The sequence below is a fragment of the Candidatus Finniella inopinata genome, from assembly GCF_004210305.1.
GTDB classification, from domain to species: Bacteria; Pseudomonadota; Alphaproteobacteria; order Paracaedibacterales; family CAIULA01; genus Finniella; species Finniella inopinata_A.
The window spans coordinates 21299-38916 of sequence record NZ_SCFB01000002.1 but is presented as its reverse complement, the minus strand read 5'-3'; the positions used below and the strand labels follow the sequence as shown (position 1 = coordinate 38916).

The 17618-nt window shown below is 43.1% G+C and carries 18 protein-coding genes and 1 tRNA gene; 14 read left to right on the top strand and 5 right to left on the bottom strand.

What is annotated here, in order from left to right:
- Window positions 1–7 precede the first annotated feature (7 nt).
- On the top strand, window positions 8–271 hold the full coding sequence (locus EQU50_RS01025) for a type II toxin-antitoxin system Phd/YefM family antitoxin (protein ID WP_130153310.1): 264 nt from the start codon (window positions 8–10) through the stop codon (window positions 269–271).
- Window positions 268–522, top strand: a complete 255-nt coding sequence (locus EQU50_RS01020) for a Txe/YoeB family addiction module toxin (protein ID WP_130153309.1) — start codon at window positions 268–270, stop codon at window positions 520–522. Before EQU50_RS01025 ends, EQU50_RS01020 begins: the two co-directional genes overlap by 4 nt.
- Window positions 523–536: 14 nt before the next feature.
- On the opposite strand, the gene mnmA is transcribed toward EQU50_RS01020, so the two are convergent.
- Both mnmA and EQU50_RS01010 read right to left on the bottom strand, forming a co-directional pair.
- On the bottom strand, window positions 537–1637 hold the full coding sequence (gene mnmA, locus EQU50_RS01015; RefSeq protein WP_130153308.1) for a tRNA 2-thiouridine(34) synthase MnmA: 1101 nt from the start codon (window positions 1635–1637) through the stop codon (window positions 537–539).
- A complete protein-coding gene (locus EQU50_RS01010) occupies window positions 1634–2749 on the bottom strand; it encodes a branched-chain amino acid transport system II carrier protein (protein WP_130153307.1) in 1116 nt (371 codons plus the stop codon). The genes mnmA and EQU50_RS01010 overlap by 4 nt, the downstream gene beginning before the upstream one ends.
- Before the next feature lie 466 nt (window positions 2750–3215).
- On the opposite strand from EQU50_RS01010, the gene EQU50_RS01005 reads away from it, so the two are divergent.
- The 4 genes from EQU50_RS01005 to EQU50_RS00990 all read left to right on the top strand — a co-directional run bounded on the left by EQU50_RS01005 (window position 3216) and on the right by EQU50_RS00990 (window position 6251).
- The gene (locus EQU50_RS01005; protein WP_130153306.1) at window positions 3216–3485 is read left to right on the top strand and encodes a hypothetical protein; all 270 of its coding nucleotides are present in this window, start codon (window positions 3216–3218) and stop codon (window positions 3483–3485) included.
- On the top strand, window positions 3418–4392 hold the full coding sequence (locus EQU50_RS01000; RefSeq protein WP_165380278.1) for an MFS transporter: 975 nt from the start codon (window positions 3418–3420) through the stop codon (window positions 4390–4392). Before EQU50_RS01005 ends, EQU50_RS01000 begins: the two co-directional genes overlap by 68 nt.
- A gap of 45 nt (window positions 4393–4437) precedes the next feature.
- Window positions 4438–4626 carry a hypothetical protein gene (locus EQU50_RS00995; protein WP_130153304.1) on the top strand — a complete coding sequence of 63 codons (189 nt, stop codon included), beginning with the start codon at window positions 4438–4440 and terminating at the stop codon, window positions 4624–4626.
- A gap of 125 nt (window positions 4627–4751) precedes the next feature.
- Window positions 4752–6251 (top strand): hypothetical protein, encoded by a 1500-nt coding sequence (locus tag EQU50_RS00990; RefSeq protein WP_130153303.1) that lies wholly within the window; start codon window positions 4752–4754, stop codon window positions 6249–6251.
- A gap of 147 nt (window positions 6252–6398) precedes the next feature.
- On the opposite strand, the gene EQU50_RS00985 is transcribed toward EQU50_RS00990, so the two are convergent.
- On the bottom strand, window positions 6399–7547 hold the full coding sequence (locus EQU50_RS00985; protein WP_130153184.1) for an ISAs1 family transposase: 1149 nt from the start codon (window positions 7545–7547) through the stop codon (window positions 6399–6401).
- Window positions 7548–7716: 169 nt separating this feature from the next.
- Here EQU50_RS00985 and EQU50_RS00980 point away from each other — a divergent pair, with 169 nt between their 5' ends.
- From EQU50_RS00980 to EQU50_RS00955, 6 genes are all read left to right on the top strand, one after another.
- Entirely contained in the window at window positions 7717–8256 is a 540-nt protein-coding gene (locus EQU50_RS00980; RefSeq protein WP_165380277.1) for a hypothetical protein, read from the top strand.
- 253 nt (window positions 8257–8509) lie between these two features.
- Window positions 8510–9478 (top strand): hypothetical protein, encoded by a 969-nt coding sequence (locus EQU50_RS00975; protein ID WP_130153301.1) that lies wholly within the window; start codon window positions 8510–8512, stop codon window positions 9476–9478.
- A gap of 102 nt (window positions 9479–9580) precedes the next feature.
- Window positions 9581–10729 (top strand): ISAs1 family transposase, encoded by a 1149-nt coding sequence (locus EQU50_RS00970; protein WP_130153184.1) that lies wholly within the window; start codon window positions 9581–9583, stop codon window positions 10727–10729.
- A 276-nt stretch (window positions 10730–11005) separates the two neighbouring features.
- On the top strand, window positions 11006–11746 hold the full coding sequence (locus tag EQU50_RS00965) for a hypothetical protein (RefSeq protein WP_130153300.1): 741 nt from the start codon (window positions 11006–11008) through the stop codon (window positions 11744–11746).
- A 242-nt stretch (window positions 11747–11988) separates the two neighbouring features.
- Window positions 11989–12603 (top strand): hypothetical protein, encoded by a 615-nt coding sequence (locus tag EQU50_RS00960; protein WP_130153299.1) that lies wholly within the window; start codon window positions 11989–11991, stop codon window positions 12601–12603.
- A gap of 72 nt (window positions 12604–12675) precedes the next feature.
- Complete coding sequence (locus tag EQU50_RS00955; protein WP_130153298.1) at window positions 12676–13242, top strand: biotin transporter BioY; 567 nt, start codon at window positions 12676–12678, stop codon at window positions 13240–13242.
- Here the strand turns inward: EQU50_RS00955 and EQU50_RS00950 are convergent.
- Both EQU50_RS00950 and EQU50_RS00945 read right to left on the bottom strand, forming a co-directional pair.
- On the bottom strand, window positions 13196–13723 hold the full coding sequence (locus EQU50_RS00950; protein ID WP_207216275.1) for a hypothetical protein: 528 nt from the start codon (window positions 13721–13723) through the stop codon (window positions 13196–13198). The genes EQU50_RS00955 and EQU50_RS00950 overlap by 47 nt on opposite strands.
- A complete protein-coding gene (locus EQU50_RS00945) occupies window positions 13690–15645 on the bottom strand; it encodes a glycosyltransferase family 32 protein (protein WP_130153296.1) in 1956 nt (651 codons plus the stop codon). The genes EQU50_RS00950 and EQU50_RS00945 overlap by 34 nt, the downstream gene beginning before the upstream one ends.
- A 191-nt stretch (window positions 15646–15836) precedes the next feature.
- Here EQU50_RS00945 and EQU50_RS00940 point away from each other — a divergent pair.
- Both EQU50_RS00940 and EQU50_RS00935 read left to right on the top strand, forming a co-directional pair.
- Window positions 15837–15930: transfer RNA gene (locus tag EQU50_RS00940), tRNA-Ser, on the top strand.
- Window positions 15931–15951: 21 nt separating this feature from the next.
- A complete protein-coding gene (locus EQU50_RS00935) occupies window positions 15952–17607 on the top strand; it encodes an ABC transporter ATP-binding protein (protein WP_130153295.1) in 1656 nt (551 codons plus the stop codon).
- Window positions 17608–17618: the final 11 nt, after the last annotated feature.

Genomic DNA, 17618 nt, shown 5'->3' with positions numbered 1-17618 from the left:
GCGCACTATGCAGGTAGTAAGTTTTACAGAGCTTCGAAAAAACATGAAAACAATCATGACTGACTGCTGTGATAACCATGAGTTAACGATTGTCACACGCCAAAAAGAACCTGCGTTGGTCATGATGTCCCTTGAAGAGTACAATGCGTGGCAGGAAACATTTTATCTTATGAAAAGCCCCCAAAACCATGCCCAGCTTATGAAATCCATGGAAAATGTCAGAAAGGGAAAAGTCCAAGAAAGGGACTTAGTTGAAGACGCCGAGGCATGATCTTATTTGAGCAAAAAGCATGGGAACAGTATGTGGAATGGCAAGCTATTGATAAAAAAAAGCTTTTAAAAATCAACACTCTTATCAAAGAATGCCTAAGGTCTCCTTTCGTTGGCATAGGAAAGCCTGAGCCTTTAAAGGGAGATTATTCTGGGTTTTGGTCTAGGCGGATAGACGATGTACACCGCCTTATTTATTCTTACGAGAATGAAACTTTAACGATTGTGGCTTGTAAATATCATTACGATTAAAGATCTATTTTCCTTCAACCTTTTGAAGAAATCCATCCACCGCCCAGAACCTGTCCCTGATCATAAAAAACACAAGCCTGCCCTGACGAGACGCCGTACTCCGGCAAAGAAAAGAAGACTTTGGCCTTATGGTCCGGCAACGCATGAACCATGGCGTCGACCGGTTGATGGGTGGACCGGATTTTTATCTGGCACGGGTGTCCTTGTTCAAACAAACGCGGGTCGGCCAACCAATTGACCTCCTTCACAAGCAACTCATGTTTGGCCAAGGCCTCATGGGGGCCCACAACAACGCGTTTAGCCTCTGGTTCCAACCGTATGACATACAAGGGATCAGCGGCCGAAACCCCAAGGCCCCGCCGTTGTCCCACTGTAAAGTTGATGATTCCTTGATGCTGGCCCAAAACAACGCCTTGCAGGTCAACAATTTCGCCAGGGTCCAGGGCGCCTGGCCTTAGTTTGGCGACCACCGCCGCATAGCCACCACTGGGCACAAAGCAGATATCCTGGCTATCAGGCTTTTCCGAGACGGCTAAGTCAAACCACCTGGCGTGGTCGCGGGTTTCGGCCTTTTCCATGCCGCCTAAGGGGAAACGTAAATAATCCAACTGTTCTTGGGTGGTCGCAAACAGAAAATAACTTTGATCACGATTAGGGTCGACGGCCCGGTGTAATTGGGCTCCATTTGGGTTGGAAAAACGCTGGACGTAATGACCCGTCACCAATGCTTCAGCTCCAAGGTCACGGGCTGTGGTCAAAAGGTCGCGGAATTTGACCCGTTGATTACAGCGAATGCAAGGGACCGGGGTTTCCCCCTGCATATAGCTTTCAGCGAAATCATCAATAACGCCCTGGCGAAAGACGCTTTCGTAATCCAACACATAATGCGGAAACCCAAGACGATCAGCGACCGTTCTGGCATCATAGATATCTTGCCCGGCACAGCACGCACCTTTTTTGTTGATCATTTGGCCGTGGTCATACAGTTGCAACGTGATGCCGACGACTTGGTAGCCGGCCTCAACCATCAACGCGGCCGCGACGGAGGAGTCGACCCCCCCCGACATCGCGACAGCTACACGGCCGCCTGGTGAAACATTATCCAAGATTATCATGATACGACAAGTCCCGCCCGAAAGGATTTTCTTGCGATTTGAATAACGGCATAAACAACCAGCAACGGATAAATCCATTCCAAAATGGTGCCTAAGAATTGGCAAATGGTCTTGAACCCAAGCAAAGACATGCCAAACGTCAACGCCAAGGTGATGGCGATCGATTGAGGGCGGCTCAGGCGATTGCGGCTGATGTCTTGCTGCAAGAAATCCACCACCAAAGTTGCTAAAACTGTTGCTGTCGCCAAACAGGAAATCGCCAGTGTAAAGGCAACAACGGGCATGGCATAGGCGCCCAGGGCGTGTTTGGCAATTTCAACCAACATGGATTCAGGTGGAATATTATCCAGATACACGGCGTATTTAGCCCCCAACAACGTAAAACCCACATAAACAACGCTCAATAAAAATGCCCCAACCAAACTGGCAGAAAGCCCCCATCGGAAAAGTTGTGGAACCGACGGATTCAACTGACCTGCCTCCTTCAAACGCAGCTGCAAATACTCATAGATGGTGGTGGCAAAAAAGAAAGCGGCGATTAAGTCCATCGTTTGATAGCCTTGACTAATACCCAACCAAAAAGCATGCGTGGAGGTTTGAGTCGCCGGCATCACGTCTGGCCCATACCACAAACCAAAGATAATTAATAAAATGATGCTGCCTAATTTAAAGGGGGTTAGGAATAAACCAATGATGCTGACGATTTTGTTGCGTTGCCAAATAAGGGCAGCCAGCAGCAAGCAAAAGCCAAGACTGAAAACCCAGAAAGGCATACCAGGGGTTAAAACGGCCAAACCACCGAACGCCACCGTGATGCAACGGGGCATAACGCCGAATGGGCCCATCAATGTTAACATCAAAAGGACAAGCGCAAAGGCTGTAAACTTGCCAAGACTAGAAAAGTAAGAATCCCGATTGCCCTGGAACTGTATAATGCCTAAAAGACCCAAAAATGGAACGCAGACGGCGGTTACAAGCAACCCCAAGATTGCATAAGAATGATGACTTAAACTTTGAAAGCCAATCAGCAGGGGAAAAACCAGATTGCCGGACCCAAAAAACATGGAGAACATGGCAAAACCAGCTGTTAAAACAATTTTATACGCAGACATACTATACCTCTTTCATACCCTTATTATGCCCATTTCAAATCATTTCCCGGGTTTTTCTGTTTGATATTTTATCCATAAACGGCGGCTCAAAAGTCTTAAATAGAATAACTATTCGCAACTTTTTCGCCTTGTTTCTGTAAAAAATCTCTGTCATAAAAATCCCGCAAAATAATCTGGAATGGGCATAGGGAGTGGAGCCTTTGAAGGCAAAAAAAATTAAAAAAAATGTAAGAGAGGAGAAGTATGAATATATGGCGCTATGCGCCAATCACCACGTGATTGGTTTTAATTGAGACAACTAAAGATGAGTTTATGTTCTGAGTCATAACTAAAGAATAGAGGACGCTGGCAGCTGTTGTCAAATGATTATTGATTTTTTAAATTGCAAGATTAATTTTCAGTAAAATCCTTATGAACCACCAGGACCTCCTTAAGGTATACTCCATCTCATCAAAAGGAGGAGCTTATGTTGCCAGCAGACAAAGCGTACCCGTCGACTTCCCAGTTGATACCTTTATCAAAAGACGAGAAAAAAGCCCTTGCCATCGTTTTAACCGGTAATTTCCTTGAGTACTTTGACTTGATGCTGTTCACTCACCTGGCTTTTGTCGTAACCCCCTATTTCATGCCCAAGACCGACCCAGTGGTGGCCAAAATGTTGGCCATTTTTGCTTTTTCATCGTCCTTTGTCATTCGTCCCTTTGCCGCGTATTTTTGGGGGGTATATCGGCGATAACTTTGGTCGGGTCGTCGTCTTAACCTACACCACCATGATCATGGCCATATCTTGTTTGCTTATTGCTAACATTCCCTCGTTTGCTGAATGGGGATATTACGCCACCATGTTAATTATTGGGTGCCGCATTTTACAGGGTTTCAGTTCCGCCGGAGAGGCCAAGGGGGCTGAAATTTTTGTGGCCGAAGTCGTCCCTCATTTTCCAAAGATTTTTCTCGCTTCTGCTATGATCCCCATCACTTGTGACATGGGGGGCTTGCTGGCAACTTTGTTGGGAAGCCTCTGTTTGTCAATTGATCCTGTAAACGGATGGAAAACATGCTTTTACATTGGCGCCGCCACCGCGTTTTCATCCTCCATTTCAAGGCGCAAGTTAAAGGAGACTAAGGAATTTTTGGATCACCTTAAAAACAAAAAACCAAAGCCAAAGATTTGGGAACGTTACTTTGAGCGACGTAACTTCTTGGCTTTGATGGGGCTTAATATGATTTGCCCCACGGCCTTTTACTTTGCCTACAGCTATGGAAGCGATCTTTTAAAAGACAAAGTCGGTTTGCCAGCCAACATGATTTTGTTTAATAATTCGATGTTATTGCTGATAGAGGTTTTCTTCCTTTGGGGTTGCGCCCGTCTGGCTTATCACTTCGACCCTTTTCGCATCTTGAAAGTAAGAACGCTTGCTTCCTTTGTTTTGGTTCCCCTCTGTTTTATTTTGTTGTGGGTGAACCCGACCCATGCAGCCATATTTTTAGCTCAGCTTGTGGTGCTGCTATCAACGGCCAGCTTCGATCCTGCCACCCCCGTTGTTATCCGTTCCTTTGGCATACAGTCCAGATTTTCGCGATATTCTAAAGCATGGGCTTTTGCTAAAGCATTCATGTACCTATCGACTGGCTATTTAACCTAGTGGTTGGACAGTTTATTTGGCATGTGGGGCGTTTTGTGCCTTTTGATGATGTTCTCAAGCATCTTTTTGGTTTCATTGTATGCGTTTGTTCCCCAAGACAAAATGTTGTCAACGTACATTGCCATTCAAAAGAAGCATTCCCTTGATTTTGAGTATGATGGAGATTCAGAGGATATTAGTAATGCTTACAGTCAGGAAAAACACTTAAAAAAATGGATGAAAGATCATCAGTGATAGACTCAATTCACTGAGCAGTTAGTTTTTTAGCGCTTTTAATCTTAATTTTATTAAGAAATTAATCAATGCTTAATATCTGTCATGTATAAATTAAGAACGAGTTTTTAATTTGGATATTGGTCATGATATTTTTCTTATTATGTTTTTATTTGACGCAGTCTGTTTATGCAGGCACCCCAATGGGGTCCCCGGATGTGTTGGTGGAGCAAATAGCGCTGGGTTCGGGCTTACCTGCAACGGTTGCGGGTAAATATTTGGCAATTGATCCATATGGGCAGGCGCTTTATTACGTAAGTTCAATAACAAGTTCCAGTGTTACTGTTACCAAAACAGGCAATCCGGCAAGCACGCCCATAACTTCTGGTGCAGCCATCCCGTCAATAAATGGGCCGACCGGGAGTACGTTTGCTGGTTTAACCATCAGTTCTGATGGGAATACTTTGTATACGGGGTGGAAGAAGAACTCAACAACATTATCCTTACAAAGCTCTGCCTTAAGCACTGGGGCGATCTTACCAACATTTCACGAGATTACCACATCTGATTCCTTGATTGCCCTTCTTGCGGTGGATAATACCGCTCATAGTGATATTATTACGAGTATTCTTTACGTGGTTACAGAAAATGCTATATGGGCTTATGGTACAAACAACACAAATACTCCGCTTTGGACCATTCCTCAGTATTCTTTCTTACCTAAAATCACAGCCTCTGTTGTGGGTGGTGATAATTTGTATCTGGCGTGCAAATCGGATGGTACTTATGAAGGGTACAATGCTGGCTATATTGCTTGTTTGCCGAACCTTCCAAGCTATACAGGCTCTAATCCACCTGGATATAACCCTTTAAACCCTTCTGTCCTTTCCAACCCTTTAAAGCCTATTGCGGGGGGAGCCACTTCCGCTGGCTTTAAGGATGGTAACGGGACAGTTCCAAGATTTAGGAAAATCCAGGGGCTAGCCTATTTTGGCAAGTATCTTTATGTGGCGGACACGGGCAACAATGCTATACGACGGGTTGATGTGACAAATTCAAGTCACCCTGTCATTACAATAGCTGGAGGACTGCAGCAACCTTCAGGCCCCGTATCAGCTATAACCAGTGGCACTGCAAACCAAGCTGTGTTTGATACACCCATGAATTGTGTGATCGATTCGGGTGGCCAGACCCTTTATTTCATGGCGGGTGGAGCAGGAACAAACTCCTATCATACCAGTCCTACTGACTTAACGCTTCAACGAGTCTGGATGGCAGCTTATGATCCTAATGTACAGGGTAGTGGGAATGATGCGAAGCTTCGTGGCGCGGTGATGTACAAGAACCCTACAGATGTAACAAGTTCGTTTACATTTCACGATCATGGTGGCCCCATTGCCACCCCAGCAGCGTATGATTCGAATGGATGGACCTCCTTGCATATTTTGGCATCTATATATCAGGAATGTTACACAGATTATTTAATAAACTCCTCATCCTGGAAATGGAATAATTGGAAACTTATGTGGGCGGCTATCAGGGATCATATTACTGGGCTCCCCCAACAAAAATTGGGGTATTTCCTTCATCCTAATCAATGGGGCGATACAGCCCATGGCGATTGCACTGACATCTCCTCAGCCTAGTTTTTAAAATTACGGTTTCTGCTATTTCCCAAACTTTTGTAGATTGATTTGATTTTGTAGGTTTTGAGAGATCTACTTCCTGTTTTTTTTATTTTTAGACACTATCCTCCCCTTTAAAAGACTTACCGTTTATATCAGTCAATCCGCTCAAACGCGCTTTAAATTGTGGTCAGCGGTTAGAATTTTCAATAAGTATTTGTTGTCCCAGCCTGCTACCTTCCGTCGACAGCTCACCCCTCGTTTATTCGTTTTTTCTTGCTTGAGTAGATTCAAAGCAATACGTCTCATGACAGCCAAATTCTTGGCCGCGTGGCCAACATGCACCTGGTTATGGTCTTCCCTAAAACCTACATCCAAAGACCAGTGCAGGTTAATTTCTATGTTCCAGTGTTTTCTGACAGCAACCATAAACTGATCAATATTTTCATAGGCTAAACTTGTTAGAAAGTAGCGGGTACTACGCTCAACCTGATTATTAGTTGTGCGTGTTGTTTCAAGCATGCCAACACCCTTTAACCCAGGCCAACGAAGTTGAAATACTGCCGGATCGCGTGCTGATACTAATGTATAGCGACGTGTTTCTATGCGACCATGATCATGGATCTTCTCTACTTTCCGTCGATTAAGCATCTTCTTGTACTGACGTGATTCTCCTATATGGAAAATTGCCTTGACCATTTCATGAAGCTTCGGTTGATTATCTTTTAGAGCTAATACGTAGTCTGCACCTTGAATTAAGATCTCTTCAGCAATTGACTGCTGACAACCCATGGCGTCAATGGTGACTGTACTACCAGTAACATCAATCATCTTGAGTAATTTTGGAATGGCTGTAATTTCATTGGATTTTTCATCCGTTTTAACTTGCCCTAAAAGAAGACTTTGATTGCTTGCCCAGGCACTTACAATGTGTAGGGCTTTTTTCTCTTTTCTTCTGTTGCCAGAACCCCGTAGCGTTTTTCCATCAATAGCAATAATCTCAGAATTAACATCGATAGAGAGTGACTTGATCCATGCATAAAAGCAGGATTCAAATTGCTCTGGGTCAAGTATGGAAAACACACGGCCAAAAGTATCATGAGATGGCACACCATTAGGCAGCTCGAGAAATGTTGATAACCAATCGTATTTGGCTTTGCCAAATTCACTAATATCAACCCAGTTATCAGCGCCACAAATTGTGGCCAATATTGTTATTACCAAGATATCGTGCAATTTGTGAAGCTTGTTGTGGTTATCAATACGAGGATCGGCAAGAGGTTCAAAATGTTTGAGGAAAGTATCTGATAACTGCATCCCTGTTTCCTTTTTCTTTATTGAGAAAAAAGAATAATAACAACGGATAGAACAGCAGAAAAGCCGAATAAAAAATTAGGAAATAATTTTTAGAATACTAAACTAATTTTCAGTGCAATAGCCATGCGATACAGCCCTGCACACCGCGGCCAGTTATGGCGCGTGGGAGATGATATCGTGGGTGATTGATTTGTGTAAGATGTCCAATTTATCGCAAATTCTTTCGCAGATTCCGGGCGCTGGGGGGAACACAATGCTTCACACCATCATGGCCAATAATAATTTTGATAAATCGTCGGATGGTTCGTGGACATTAGGTTTTGCAAGAAACTATTACCAGAAGTTTGTTACACCAATTGGTGACATGTTCGCCGTTGGTAATAACGCAGGCTGGCGCCCTTTGGCCGTGGCCATGTACGACCGCAAAGAAAAACATGCATCCTTATATTACAATACCCTCAATTTAGAAAAACAATATGCGGCATATCCCGGAACAACAAACACCGATGATAAAAAAAGAGAGTGGGATTTCACCAACGCCGTAAACTCAATACCACAGGACCCTACTATGATCCCTTCTAATCCAAAGCAGATCCGCAACAAATTACCTTTTCAATCCTATGACGATAAGGATTCTCACGGAGGCACAGCAACTAATGCCAGTTTAATAGGATATCTTCATAATCATGGTTACCCTGGTCTTCAATAAATCTCTTGTCATTTCGGGAACATAAGCTGGTAGGGGGCAGGGAGGCACAAATTCCAACCCGGCCCCCCCACACGTTCCCCTTTTTTCTCGCCCTTAGGGCGCCTTATGGTTGTTAAACCAAGTGATCTAAAATCGCCGCATCCTTATCCTAACTGAAAAGATCTGCGTTCCATAATATTCCGCACTTAAGAAATTATTAGTAATTTTAGCCTATCATTTAATTAATATTAGTTTTAATTTTAGGTGTTTTGTAATGATATTTCTCTTATTATTTTTTGCGGCCATACAACCTTTGGCCGCCAGTTCTTCCATGGGATCTCCTGATGTCCTGGTAGAGCAAATCGCTCTTAATCCTCCCACAGTTTGTTCCGAATATTTGGCAATTGGATCCCAAGCTGGCTCTTCCCTTTACTATGTAAGCCAAGTGAAATCAGATGGCCAAAAAACCAGTATTAAAATCAGCAGAATCCTAAACCCTACAACAACGCCCTTGGGACTTGGCGAAACTGGTAAACTGGGGGCTCCTGATAAAAACAGTATCTTTTCTGGTTTGGGAATCAGCGCCGATGGTTCTACGCTATATGCAGGGTGGAAAACACGGTCTTCTATATCCATTAATGGCTATTCTCTGGTGGACGGGGCGCCCCTGTTACCTTTTAAAGTAAAACCAACTGACTCCACCGATTCTTTGGTTTCACTTAACTGTGATCAAGGGAAGCTTTACGTAGTCACTAGTCATGGCATACAGGCGTTTGATACGAGTAAAATGAATCAAATGCTATGGCAGATATCTGGATTACCTGACATAACCTCCGCTGTTTTGGGTGGTGGCAATTTGTACCTGGCCCACAAAAATACCGATGCAGGATATATTTCTTACGTAAACAATCTTGCGCAATACACAACAACTCATGCTCCAGAAATTGCTAGTGTCAGCATTATTGTTGGTTCAAAAAATCCTGGATTTGTTGACGGCAATGGCGCAGATGCAAGGTTTACTAACATTCAAGGACTGGCTTATTACGGCAGATACCTTTATGTGGCTGACACAAATAATGATTCCATACGACGCGTTGATGTAGTTGATACAAATAAACCTGTGGTCACCATAGCCGGAGGACTTCCAACAACAGGAGCAACGACAGAAATCAAAAGCGGGACAGGGACACAGGCTGTGTTCGATACGCCTATGACTTGCCATGGCGATTGCACTGAAAATTAGTTTAGTATTCTAAAAATTATTTCCTAATTTTTTATTCGGCTTTTCTGCTGTTCTATCCGTTGTTATTATTCTTTTTTCTCAATAAAGAAAAAGGAAACAGGGATGCAGTTATCAGATACTTTCCTCAAACATTTTGAACCTCTTGCCGATCCTCGTATTGATAACCACAACAAGCTTCACAAATTGCACGATATCTTGGTAATAACAATATTGGCCACAATTTGTGGCGCTGATAACTGGGTTGATATTAGTGAATTTGGCAAAGCCAAATACGATTGGTTATCAACATTTCTCGAGCTGCCTAATGGTGTGCCATCTCATGATACTTTTGGCCGTGTGTTTTCCATACTTGACCCAGAGCAATTTGAATCCTGCTTTTATGCATGGATCAAGTCACTCTCTATCGATGTTAATTCTGAGATTATTGCTATTGATGGAAAAACGCTACGGGGTTCTGGCAACAGAAGAAAAGAGAAAAAAGCCCTACACATTGTAAGTGCCTGGGCAAGCAATCAAAGTCTTCTTTTAGGGCAAGTTAAAACGGATGAAAAATCCAATGAAATTACAGCCATTCCAAAATTACTCAAGATGATTGATGTTACTGGTAGTACAGTCACCATTGACGCCATGGGTTGTCAGCAGTCAATTGCTGAAGAGATCTTAATTCAAGGTGCAGACTACGTATTAGCTCTAAAAGATAATCAACCGAAGCTTCATGAAATGGTCAAGGCAATTTTCCATATAGGAGAATCACGTCAGTACAAGAAGATGCTTAATCGACGGAAAGTAGAGAAGATCCATGATCATGGTCGCATAGAAACACGTCGCTATACATTAGTATCAGCACGCGATCCGGCAGTATTTCAACTTCGTTGGCCTGGGTTAAAGGGTGTTGGCATGCTTGAAACAACACGCACAACTAATAATCAGGTTGAGCGTAGTACCCGCTACTTTCTAACAAGTTTAGCCTATGAAAATATTGATCAGTTTATGGTTGCTGTCAGAAAACACTGGAACATAGAAATTAACCTGCACTGGTCTTTGGATGTAGGTTTTAGGGAAGACCATAACCAGGTGCATGTTGGCCACGCGGCCAAGAATTTGGCTGTCATGAGACGTATTGCTTTGAATCTACTCAAGCAAGAAAAAACGAATAAACGAGGGGTGAGCTGTCGACGGAAGGTAGCAGGCTGGGACAACAAATACTTATTGAAAATTCTAACCGCTGACCACAATTTAAAGCGCGTTTGAGCGGATTGACTGATATAAACGGTAAGTCTTTTAAAGGGGAGGATAGTGTCTAAAAATAAAAAAAACAGGAAGTAGATCTCTCAAAACCTACAAAATCAAATCAATCTACAAAAGTTTGGGAAATAGCAGAAACCGTAATTTTAAAAACTAGGCTGAGGAGATGTCAGTGCAATCGCCACGGAGATTTGGTTAAAGAAGTGTTAACATTCCTTTGTTTAATAGAGAGTTTCTGAAAACTCTTCTGTTAGGATAGGATTTCAAAAAAGTGAGGCTATCATGAAAAAAATACAATTTTTAGGTTTGTTAGTTGTTCTTAGCGCAGGGGTTAGCTCCTTAGGGCATGCGAGAAATTTTGCTGGAATTCCAAACGATACTCAGTTTGGATTTAATCCTAATGAAACGAAGAATGCAGTTAAAATGCTTCATGAGTACTCTTTCTCTGAAGACCCCTTGTATGCCAAGCCTTGCGCAGAAGTTCATGAAGAGTTGCTTGAGTCTCTCAGAACTGGCACTCCGGTCAAGGTTGATCCAGCGAAAAAATTCGAAGAAGCCGATGGATTCTCCAGGGTCCAGCCCTCGGAGCTCAACGGTTATGTAGCTAGTCCATCTATGAAAGAGCGTGTTGTAGAGAGCATTTGTGACGCGGGCGGTTATGCCAAGAAAAATGCAGGACCTTTTGCTCGGTTTTTGGGCAAGACAACAGGTTGGTTTTCTGGTCTGGCAATGGAAGCCAGTGGAAGCCTTTCCCAATGGTTTGGTAAGGGGTTGACAAGTGTAGGCGGTCAAATCTGGGATCAAAGTGGGGTTGTCTGGTCCGATGGATTTCAAAGGACAGAAGCAATGTGGACTGCTGGAAGAAAAGGTAGAGCGATTGCAGAGGGTCTGAAGACAATTGCATGCTCTGGTATGCTTCGTGCTTTAGGCGGTCTGACGGCTGTGAGCAGTTTCTTAGTGCTAGAAAATTTTGGTTATGGCGTTCAGCAAGCAGGTAAATCTCTTCGGGAATATTGTTCTTGATAGAGTTTGTTTTGATAACATTTCCTTTGTTTTTTTAAGACCAGTCATGTTATTCCATTAAGGGCGGGGCCTATTAGTATAACTAGATCCCCTTCTTCTTTCATATCATGACATATAAACTTTAAATAGTAGGTTCATCATTCACTTATAAACATTTCTATTTTTTCTTTCTTCTTCTAGCCTTCTCAAATTCAACTTATTCTGTTGATGAAATCTCTCCCCCCCATCTTGAAGCCGCTCGTTTGGCGATACCTGCTAAACAACTTCCTTCATGTCTTGAAAAACGATGGAGTTGCTATGAATTCGCTAACCAAGTATTAAGGTTAAACCTCGGTGCCAAGGCCATAGAAGAATGGGACCGATTATGGCAAATAACTCTTCAGTTTCTGCCCGACAGTCATTGGGCTCCAGAGATTATCCCCTATCATTATTTCCTCATAGCCAATTTCTTAGAGAAAACAGCGCTGCCTTATAAGTTCTGGTCTCGTTTAGATATTTACAATGCAAGAGTGGGAGATATCTTGATTTACCAAGGAATTGACTATGAGCCAGATCCGTCTAAGCGACCTTCGACCGCGGCGCCTGAATCTCATATTGCGTTTATAGATTCAATCTTGGAAAGCAACGGTCAGAAGATTGTTTTACAAGTAATTGACGCCTCTTCAAGGGTAAAGGGGCGGTGCTTTGATCCAAGCAACAAAAGTAATGTACCAAAGAAACCCGGGACTGTTGCTTACAGTTTCTTGACCCTTAATTTTTTGGAAAAAATTGGTGAGCAAACCATTTGGAAAGCTCGATTTGAACAGCAATATACAAAATACTTAACAGTTCAAGTGCTGCGCGTAACTCAGTTTTAAAACCCAAACCTTGTGCTTACGGGGCCTATTTGCTAGAAAGGATACAGGCTTTTTTCATATAAGAGATATTTTATGACTTTTTATAATAAATTTGTGACCCAACAAAAGGCACTTGAATTTCCGAAAACGACTTTCCTGATACAGGCAGTTTTGATCAGTTTTTTGATAGCAGTCAGTGCGCAAACTAGCGTCCCATTTTGGCCTGTCCCTTTGACACTGCAGTCAGCAACTGTCTTGGCAATTGGACTGACATGCCCTCCGCGATTGGCCGTTTCTTCTGTTATTGCCTATGTTTTAGAGGGTGCCTGCGGTCTTCCCGTTTTCCAAGGCTTGAACAGCGGGCTTCTTTACCTTGTCGGTACCACCGGCGGTTATATTTTTGGTTTTGTTCCCGTGGTTGCAGTCGTTAGTTATCTTAAGGGCAATCAAACCGGTTTCATCCACCTTTTTAAGGTTTGCTTATTGTCTTATGTCCCCCTGTTTACGATGGGCGTATTGTGGTTATCCACCTTTGTTGGAATAAAGGCAGCTGTCGCCCTTGGGTTTTTTCCTTTCTTGTTAAAGGTGCCTGTGGACATTGCCTTTGCGATTTTTAGTGGTCGTTTGATTCAGACGCTGAAGCAGAATTTCTGGCCATAGGCTTAAGATGCGCTTTTAAACGGCTGTAGATATCGTACGCGGTAAATACAGCCTTAATCATCACATCATTGGTCCCAAGCCGGTTAGTCGAATCCCAAAGCGAAACTTTTTTCGCCTCTTCATCATTAATATCAATAATATTTGTCTGTGCATCTGAAGGGGCGCGGATTTCTGTGCCCTGTAGGACGCACATGGCAAACCAAAATATGTCATCTCCGGTTGGGCAAAGTGCCATAAACCTGGCTGTATTTAAAGCCTCTGGATGTAAGGAATGGGGAGGGAACAGGACCCCGGCTCCACTTGTAGGGAAAAGAATATCCCCTTCTGTATGGTTGGCATTTTTATACAACGGCCAACTGTTATATCCCGTTGGTTTTTGATCATCACCAAACTTCATTACTCGGGGACGATGCGCAATGATGCTTTTTGGATGCTCGTGATGGGCAATCATAAGCAACTCGAGCCAGTTTGGTCTGTACATAATATCATATCAGCGACCACAAGCAGCGTTTCGCGCAATACTGAATCACACAATGATGGAATTAGCTTTTTTGCCGATCTAATGTTTTCGCACCATCGCACTTCAAGCCCTCTGGTTGCCAATTGTGAAATGGCTTTGGGGATTTTTCTGCCGGGAAATTCATCATCAGCCAGCCATAAAATTACCTTGTTTGGTTTGAAAGTTTGACTTAAAAGGGAAGCAATCGCTATGTGGGCGTTTCGAATTTTTCCTGGCCATGAAGTTAATGTAATTGTTACCGGCAAAGATTGAACAGAAGAGCCTTCGAAGGCTTTAATGCCAAGGCTTTGGGAACAAAAATGATGGGTCAATTCACCAGGACTGGTAAGGCCCGGCGCGAAATATTTCTTGTAAAGTTCAAGGTTAAACTTATCCACTATCAAGGAATCATGTAAATCTTTATAATCTGGTGCGACTTTAAACCAATTTAAAGTTGTTTTATCAATGTCTTTACAACTTTTGCCATCTCCCCCATACCAAGATGTTTGGTGATGTGCCGCAATAATGGTTTCATCGTTTGGCAAAATCAACGCTCTGATACCATAAGCCTCACTGAATAAATTAAATATTTCTGTCAAAAGTCTGGCATTTTTCCAGGAATGTTCCAGCCTAGGTTCTTTAAAAAAGGCGACAACTTCTGTGTTGCTTGCTAGTTCGTGTAGAGCATTAATTCTGTTTAAAAAATCTCTGATAATAAAATTTCCAGCTTTGGCTGCCATAAAGTCATGGTCAATCCACCAGGCTCTTCGATCAACTCTGCCAATTCTGTGGTGGGCAACGATATCAGCATGAAGGAATAGAGGCGATGGATTTTGTTTGAATTCGGCGCCAATATCCGTATAAAAGCCCCCCTCGTAGAACAAAATATTATTGCGCAGAATATTACCCGCAAGCGTAAAGAGGCCATGGTCGATGGCAGCAAAAACGAACTGCGAAGCTATAATTTTCTTTAATTCATCAGGGTGAGAAAATTCAGCAATTTGAATGTTCTGCCCGCAATTTTCCAATATTTTGCATGTTCTAGGCAATCGGCTCTTATCCCAACACCAAAATTTATGAGACCAGCCTTCCTCAAGGTTAAGTCTTGCAACTGAGCTAATGTAATACTCCAGTTGCTCCAGCGGGGGCTCGGTGGGTGTATGCAGATCGGTAATCCACATACGGTGGGTTTTTTTAGGGATTATTGGTTCTGATGACGTTGATGTCGAAGATGAGCTTTTTCCAGACGCAGCTTTAAGAATCTCTAATGAACTTTTCTCTAAATAGTTTATGCCTTGTAAAGCCTCTTCATCTGTTTTTTTATAAACCTTGCGAATTAAAGAGGCGGGATTTTTTAGGTGGGGTTCTTTTGTCTTCTCATAAGCTAGGTCAAGGACATTATGACTCTTTGAAAAGTCAAACAGCTTAATAATATTGGCAGAAGTTGCGCTTAAATTGCATTCCTTGCGTATGCCAAGCCAATCATCTTTGGTCTTTACGCCCATATAGTAAAGCTCTTCCCAATCAAAACTAATTGGACCATGCGTTGAATTTGAAATGGTGATTTTTCGAATCAGGGAATAGGGTGGAGTAATTCTTTTTTCGGTTTTTGCAGGAATGATAATTTCGCATTCGACATCCACGTCAAAATTTTTACGTTGAAACTCAGTGAAATCAGAAAGATTTGGGCTTATAGACGATCTTCTTCCTTTGCTATCGATGATAAAACTAAATCCATGGGGCGCCAAAACACTTTCATTACTTTTTAAAAGAATGCGTGATTGAAAAAGTACTAAAATCTTTTGTTCCTCAGAACTATTATTATGCAGAATGATATGATCATGGCTTATGGCCTGACAGCAAAACAGGACCCATAAACACAGAATCTTATGAACTCTAAACATGAATCATCCTGAATTCCTGGAATGTTAGTGTACTTAGATTTTAGATAGAAAAGATTAAGAAACTTTTAAAAGAACATTTTTTGAATTGGTAACCAACTTTTCGTCAAAGTTAGAAATTTTTAAAAATTTGCGTCTTGAACTGTTTGATGGGATTGACACTAGGGGTTCTAATCGTTAAGAATGAATGAAACGGAGGGGTGGCCGAGAGGCTGAAGGCGCCGGTTTGCTAAACCGTTATACGGTTGAAAAGCCGTATCGAGGGTTCGAATCCCTCTCCCTCCGCCAGACTTTCCTTTAGAATGCCTCATGAATTTTCCCACCCAACAATTTCCCTTGTTAAAGGTTTCTAATTTAGGCGTTGTTTTTAAGCAGCAAAACCAACCTGATTTTGTGGCGGCCCAAGAGGTCAGCTTTCAACTAGAGCGGGGCCAGACACTGGCATTGGTTGGGGAAAGTGGGTCAGGAAAGTCCGTTACAGCGTTGTCAATTTTGGGGCTTCTTCCTTATCCCCAGGCAAACCACCCCAATGGTTCGATTACCTTCAAAGGGCAAGAGCTACTGAACCAATCTGAGGATTTGTTGCGCACCATTCGGGGGCGCAAAATTGCCATGGTTTTTCAAGAACCCATGACGGCGTTAAATCCTTTGCATACTCTTGAAAAACAAATTGGAGAATCATTGCAGGTGCATCTTGGCTTCACGCCAAAACAAACGCGCCAGCGTGTTATTGAATTGTTGAAATTGGTTGGTTTTCCAGAAGGTGTTGACCGCCTGAACGCCTATCCACATCAGCTTTCTGGCGGCCAGCGTCAGCGTGTGATGATTGCAATGGCTTTGGCTTGTGAGCCAGAAATCCTTATTGCTGATGAACCCACAACGGCTCTGGATGTCACCATCCAGGCGGGCATCATTCGTCTGATTCAAAGTTTACAAAAACGCTTTGACATGGGGTTGTTACTGATTAGCCATGATTTGGCCATGGTGGCGAAAATTGCCGATCACGTGGCCGTCATGCAGGCTGGGAAAATTGTTGAACATGGACCAACACAGCAGGTATTGCGTAGCCCCGCTCACCCCTATACCCAGCACCTTATTGCAGCTGAACCCCATGGTCATCCCCATCCCGTGTCAGAGAATGCGCCGATAATTTTACAAGCCAACGATGTTCATGTTTCGTTTTCAAAGGCCGGCACGTTTTGGGACAGTTTAAAGGGCAAAAAACCTGAACAGGTATATGCCGTACAAGATGTTTCATTGCGCCTAAAGCAAGGCGAGACATTGGGGATAGTTGGCGAAAGTGGGTCTGGGAAAAGTACGCTGGCTTATGCTTTGTTGCGGTTGCAAACCTGTCAGGCGTCTTGTTTAAAGTTTGAGGGGCAATCCTTATTGACCTTAAGCGCCCGGCAAATGCGTCCCTGGCGTCAATATTTACAGATTATCTTCCAGGATCCCTTTGGGTCGTTAAATCCTCGTCTAAGCATTGCTCAGACCATTGCAGAGGGGTTAACTGTGCATCACCCATCTCTCACGCCAGCGCAGATTGATGAAAAAGTTTGCAAGACTATGGTGGAAGTTGGTCTGAACCCCGATTGGCGCCATCGTTATCCCCACGAGTTTTCAGGGGGTCAGCGCCAGCGGGTGGCAATTGCTAGGGCGCTTATTCTGAAGCCAAAAGTTTTGGTTTTAGATGAACCGACGTCGGCCCTTGACCGGTCGATTCAGGCAGAAGTTATTCATTTATTAAAAGACTTGCAGAAACGATACAACCTTAGTTACTTGTTCATCAGTCACGATTTAAAAGTTGTTCGAAGCCTTAGTCATCGCATGTTGGTTATGCAGGCCGGCAGGGTGATTGAGGAGGGGTTGACGGAGCAAGTTTTCACAAGCCCCCAAAACGATTACACCAAAAGGCTGATCGAATCGGCCTTTCGTTTGGATGAGTGGGTTCATCTAGAGGATTAAATTTTTATTGA

Coding starts and splice junctions, on each gene's coding strand:
- EQU50_RS00935 (WP_130153295.1), top strand. CDS start 15,952: ATGAATTTTCCCACCCAACAATTTCCCTTGTTAAAGGTTTCTAATTTA.
- EQU50_RS00990 (WP_130153303.1), top strand. CDS start 4,752: ATGATATTTTTCTTATTATGTTTTTATTTGACGCAGTCTGTTTATGCA.
- EQU50_RS01020 (WP_130153309.1), top strand. CDS start 268: ATGATCTTATTTGAGCAAAAAGCATGGGAACAGTATGTGGAATGGCAA.
- EQU50_RS00995 (WP_130153304.1), top strand. CDS start 4,438: ATGATGTTCTCAAGCATCTTTTTGGTTTCATTGTATGCGTTTGTTCCC.
- EQU50_RS01025 (WP_130153310.1), top strand. CDS start 8: ATGCAGGTAGTAAGTTTTACAGAGCTTCGAAAAAACATGAAAACAATC.
- mnmA (WP_130153308.1), bottom strand. CDS start 1,637: ATGATAATCTTGGATAATGTTTCACCAGGCGGCCGTGTAGCTGTCGCG.
- EQU50_RS01005 (WP_130153306.1), top strand. CDS start 3,216: ATGTTGCCAGCAGACAAAGCGTACCCGTCGACTTCCCAGTTGATACCT.
- EQU50_RS00980 (WP_165380277.1), top strand. CDS start 7,717: ATGATATCGTGGGTGATTGATTTGTGTAAGATGTCCAATTTATCGCAA.
- EQU50_RS01010 (WP_130153307.1), bottom strand. CDS start 2,749: ATGTCTGCGTATAAAATTGTTTTAACAGCTGGTTTTGCCATGTTCTCC.
- EQU50_RS00970 (WP_130153184.1), top strand. CDS start 9,581: ATGCAGTTATCAGATACTTTCCTCAAACATTTTGAACCTCTTGCCGAT.
- EQU50_RS00975 (WP_130153301.1), top strand. CDS start 8,510: ATGATATTTCTCTTATTATTTTTTGCGGCCATACAACCTTTGGCCGCC.
- EQU50_RS00965 (WP_130153300.1), top strand. CDS start 11,006: ATGAAAAAAATACAATTTTTAGGTTTGTTAGTTGTTCTTAGCGCAGGG.
- EQU50_RS00945 (WP_130153296.1), bottom strand. CDS start 15,645: ATGTTTAGAGTTCATAAGATTCTGTGTTTATGGGTCCTGTTTTGCTGT.
- EQU50_RS00985 (WP_130153184.1), bottom strand. CDS start 7,547: ATGCAGTTATCAGATACTTTCCTCAAACATTTTGAACCTCTTGCCGAT.
- EQU50_RS00955 (WP_130153298.1), top strand. CDS start 12,676: ATGACTTTTTATAATAAATTTGTGACCCAACAAAAGGCACTTGAATTT.
- EQU50_RS00950 (WP_207216275.1), bottom strand. CDS start 13,723: ATGTACAGACCAAACTGGCTCGAGTTGCTTATGATTGCCCATCACGAG.